The 2,638-nt window shown below is 71.5% G+C and carries 4 protein-coding genes and 1 pseudogene; all 5 read left to right on the top strand.

All coding sequences use genetic code 11. The annotated features are described in order from the left end of the window. Positions 1-444: pseudogene (locus B4M60_RS13890) on the top strand (amidohydrolase family protein); the annotation flags it as partial. After that, the gene (locus tag B4M60_RS13885) at positions 441-851 is read left to right on the top strand and encodes a PPOX class F420-dependent oxidoreductase (protein WP_291085249.1); all 411 of its coding nucleotides are present in this window, start codon (positions 441-443) and stop codon (positions 849-851) included. The pseudogene B4M60_RS13890 and the gene B4M60_RS13885, both read left to right, overlap by 4 nt. 173 nt (positions 852-1,024) lie before the next feature. Then, on the top strand, positions 1,025-1,600 hold the full coding sequence (locus tag B4M60_RS13880) for a peroxidase-related enzyme (RefSeq protein ID WP_291085247.1): 576 nt from the start codon (positions 1,025-1,027) through the stop codon (positions 1,598-1,600). Positions 1,601-1,740: 140 nt separating this feature from the next. Beyond that, positions 1,741-2,034, top strand: coding sequence for a type II secretion system F family protein (locus B4M60_RS13875; protein WP_291085244.1), 294 nt, complete (start codon positions 1,741-1,743; stop codon positions 2,032-2,034). Between the two features lies 1 nt (position 2,035). Further along, positions 2,036-2,638 (top strand): prepilin peptidase (locus B4M60_RS13870; RefSeq protein WP_291085242.1); only part of this gene is annotated, 603 nt, incomplete at its 3' end.

Raw genomic sequence — 2,638 nt, 5'->3', positions numbered from 1 at the left:
ATGGCCTTCTACAACTTCGGCGTCCGCCTGCTCGAGCGCGTCTACCAGGCGCAGCGCGCGGGCACGCCCTTCCTCACCACCGAGGAGGCGGTCCACAAGCTCACCGGCGAGCTGGCCGATTTCTACCGCCTCGATGCCGGGCGACTGGAGGTGGGCCGGCGCGCCGACGTGGTGGTGATGGACCCGTCGGGGCTCGACGGCGAGTCCCTCGAGTACCACGAGGAGGCCATGCCCGAGCTCGGCGGGATCCGCCGGATGGTCAACCGCAACGACAGGGCGGTGGCGGCGACGATCATCGGAGGCCGGGTGGTGTGGCAGGACGGGGAGTTCGCGCCGGGCTACGGCGCCGAGTTCGCGGCCGGCCGGTTCCTGCCGGCGGGCGAGGCGGTGGGGCCGCGACCGGTGGAGGCCAGCCGCGAGGCCGCCCAGGATCTGCTGTCATGAGCGCCACGCCGCTCGACCCCGACGTCCGCGACCTCTTGATGAAGCCCAACCCGGCGGTCATGGCCACCCTCCGCAAGGACGGTTCCCCGGTCACGGTGCCCACCTGGTATCGCCTGGTCGACGGCGACCGGATCCACCTGAACCTCGACGCCGATCGGGTGCGCCTTCAGCACATCCGCCGGGATCCGCGGGTGGCGCTGTCGGTCATCGCCTCCGAGGACTGGTACACCCACGTGAGCATCCAGGGGCGCGTGGTGGAGATCGCCGACGACCCGGACCTCTCCGGCATCGATGCGCTGAGCACGCACTACACCGGCGGGCCGTACCCGGTGCGCCACCGCGCCCGCGTGGACGCGTGGGTGGAGATCGAGCACGTCCACGTCTGGGGCCGGCTCCGCGACTCCTGACCCGGGACCTGGCCCCTTCAGCCGCCGTGCGCGGGTCGATGCGCGACGTCCACCCGCGGGTGCGGGCGCGGGTGCGGGCGCGGGGGAACCTTGATCCGCAGTGTGAGCCGAACCCCGGGTGCGCGCCCTACGCTGAGGTGACCCCCCTCACCCGACCACCCCCGGAGGCCCGGATGTCCGATCGCTACCCCCTTGCTGAACTCACCGATCTGCCCGAGGACCTGCGGGAACGCATCCTCGCCGAGCAGGAGAAGGCCGGGTTCGTCCCCGAGGTGTTCCTGATGTTCGGCCGCCGCCCGGCGGAATGGCGCGCGTTCTTCGCCTACCACGACGCCCTGATGGACCGTGAGGGCTCGAACATGTCCAAGGCGGACAAGGAGATGATCATCGTGACCGTCTCCGGGCAGAACAACTGCCAGTTCTGCGTGGTGGCGCACGGCGCGATCCTGCGGATCGTCAAGAAGGACCCGTTCATCGCCGACCAGCTGGCGGTGAACTACCGCAAGGCCGACCTGACCCCGCGGGAGCGGGCCATCTGCGACTTCGCCACCACGGTCAACCTCCGCTCGGACGAGCTCTGCGACGCCGACTTCGCGGCCCTGCGCGAGCACGGGCTCGACGACGAGGACGCCTGGGACATCGTCTCCATCGCCGGGCTCTTCGGCCTGAGCAACCGGGTGGCCAACGCCACCGACATGCGGCCGAACCCGGAGTTCTACCTCATGGGCCGGGTGCCGCGGGGCAAGTGAGCCCGCGGGACACCACGGCCCCGCCGCCGTGTCCAGACCACGCCAGGCCGCGGCCCAAGGCATTCCTGACTAATGGGCGTCTGTCCAGAGCATTCGGCCCGCTCGCCCACGAACTCATCCGGACCCTGCAGGAGATCCAGGTGGGCCAGCTCCGCCGCACCGCCTACGAGTCGCTGGCGCTCCGGACCGACGTGCCCGACCTGCGGCGCTTCGTCCGCGCGATCATCCAGGCCGACGCCTACGGCATCTCCGTGGCCGACGTCCTGCGCACCCAGGCCTCCGAGATGCGGCTCAAGCGGCGCCAGCGGGCGGAGGAGAAGGCCCAGCAGGTGCCGGTCAAGGTGATCTTCCCGCTCCTCGTGTGCATCCTGCCCGTACTGTTCATCGTGCTGCTCGGACCCACCGCGATCAACAAGATGGAGGCGTTCTCCTGACATGCTCTTCGTGATTGCCGTGGCCACGGCCGTGGTGTCCGGGCTGGCCGCCGCCCTGCTCGGGCGGTGGATGCGCTCCCTCGCCGATTCCGACTCCCGGTGGCTGCGCAGTGGCCTGCACGTGGCGCTGGCCGCGGCCGGGGGCTACGGCGCGGCGTACCTGGCGTTGGGGTGGGCCGACCTGGCGGCCTTTGTCGCCCTGGCCGTGGCGTGCGCCCTGCTGGTGCCGATCGACCTGGCGGTCTACCGACTGCCGGACGCGATCGTCCTGCCCCTGTACCCCGTGGTGTTGGGCGGGCTGGCGGTGACGGCCGGGATGTTCGACGTCTGGGGCTCGTTCGGCCGGGCCGCCGCCGCCGCGGCCGTGCTGCTCACGTTCTACTTCGTCCTGGCCCTGATCAACCCGTCCGGGCTGGGCCTGGGGGACGTCAAGCTGTCCGGCGTGCTCGGGGCGTTCCTGGGCTGGCTGGGGTGGCCGGCCGTCATGGCGGGCACCCTCGCGGCCTTCGTGATCAACGCGGCGGTGGCGCTGGTGCTGCTCGCGGCCGGGCGGGGCGGGGCCAAGAGGGGGATCGCGTTCGGCCCGGCGATGGTGATCGGCGCG

The organism is Dietzia sp. UBA5065 (assembly GCA_002415925.1).
GTDB lineage: Bacteria > Actinomycetota > Actinomycetes > Mycobacteriales > Mycobacteriaceae > Dietzia.
Note: the sequence above shows the minus strand (reverse complement) of the source record. Positions and strands in the feature narration are given on the sequence as shown.